The sequence below is a fragment of the Streptomyces sp. NPDC059247 genome, assembly GCF_042754005.1.
In the GTDB taxonomy this organism is placed as follows: Bacteria; Actinomycetota; Actinomycetes; order Streptomycetales; family Streptomycetaceae; genus Streptomyces.
In genome coordinates, this window is the sequence record NZ_JBHYZW010000052.1 from 1,527 (window position 1) to 3,299 (window position 1,773).

1 rRNA gene (cut by a window edge) is annotated in these 1,773 nt (G+C 57.0%); it reads right to left on the reverse strand.

The features are described from left to right. A 23S ribosomal RNA gene (locus ACFXGN_RS32690) occupies positions 1 to 1,729 on the reverse strand (it extends 1,494 nt beyond the left edge of the window). Between the last annotated feature and the right edge of the window lie 44 nt (positions 1,730 to 1,773).

Here is a 1,773-nt window from a genome sequence, read left to right on the forward strand (position 1 = left end):
ATATGCTGTCCGGATTTACCTGGACAACGCCCTACACCCTTACCCCGGGACTACCACCGCCCGGGCTGGACTACCTTCCTGCGTCACCCCATCGCTTACCTACTACCACCTTGGTCCGTCGGCTCCACCACTTTCCATTCCCCGAAGGGTCCGGAACGGCTTCACGGACTTAGCATTAATGGGCTCGATACTGGGCGTTTCAAAGCGGGTACCGGAATATCAACCGGTTGTCCATCGACTACGCCTGTCGGCCTCGCCTTAGGTCCCGACTTACCCTGGGCAGATCAGCTTGACCCAGGAACCCTTAGTCAATCGGCGCACACGTTTCTCACGTGTGTATCGCTACTCATGCCTGCATTCTCACTCGTGAACCGTCCACAACTCGCTTCCGCGGCTGCTTCACCCGGCACACGACGCTCCCCTACCCATCACAGTCCCCGTTGGGGGTATGTACTGCAATGACACGACTTCGGCGGTACGCTTGAGCCCCGCTACATTGTCGGCGCGGAATCACTTGACCAGTGAGCTATTACGCACTCTTTCAAGGGTGGCTGCTTCTAAGCCAACCTCCTGGTTGTCTCTGCGACTCCACATCCTTTCCCACTTAGCGTACGCTTAGGGGCCTTAGTCGATGCTCTGGGCTGTTTCCCTCTCGACCATGGAGCTTATCCCCCACAGTCTCACTGCCGTGCTCTCACTTACCGGCATTCGGAGTTTGGCTAAGGTCAGTAACCCGGTAGGGCCCATCGCCTATCCAGTGCTCTACCTCCGGCAAGAAACACACGACGCTGCACCTAAATGCATTTCGGGGAGAACCAGCTATCACGGAGTTTGATTGGCCTTTCACCCCTAACCACAGGTCATCCCCCAGGTTTTCAACCCTGGTGGGTTCGGTCCTCCACGAAGTCTTACCTCCGCTTCAACCTGCCCATGGCTAGATCACTCCGCTTCGGGTCTTGAGCGTGCTACTGAAACGCCCTGTTCGGACTCGCTTTCGCTACGGCTTCCCCACACGGGTTAACCTCGCAACACACCGCAAACTCGCAGGCTCATTCTTCAAAAGGCACGCAGTCACGACTGCATGTGCAAGCACATACAGCGACGCTCCCACGGCTTGTAGGCACACGGTTTCAGGTACTATTTCACTCCGCTCCCGCGGTACTTTTCACCATTCCCTCACGGTACTATCCGCTATCGGTCACCAGGGAATATTTAGGCTTAGCGGGTGGTCCCGCCAGATTCACACGGGATTTCTCGGGCCCCGTGCTACTTGGGTGTCTCTCAAACGAGCCGTCAATGTTTCAGCTACGGGGGTCTTACCCTCTACGCCGGACCTTTCGCATGTCCTTCGCCTACATCAACGGTTTCTGACTCGTCTCACAGCCGGCAGACTGTGAAAGAGAGATCCCACAACCCCGCATACGCAACCCCTGCCGGGTATCACACGTATACGGTTTGGCCTCATCCGGTTTCGCTCGCCACTACTCCCGGAATCACGGTTGTTTTCTCTTCCTGAGGGTACTGAGATGTTTCACTTCCCCTCGTTCCCTCCACATGCCCTATGTGTTCAGGCATGGGTGACAGCCCATGACGACTGCCGGGTTTCCCCATTCGGAAACCCCCGGATCAAAGCCTGGTTGACGGCTCCCCGGGGACTATCGTGGCCTCCCACGTCCTTCATCGGTTCCTGGTGCCAAGGCATCCACCGTGCGCCCTTAAAAACTTGGCCACAGATGCTCGCGTCCACTGTGTAGTTCTCAAACAACGACCAGC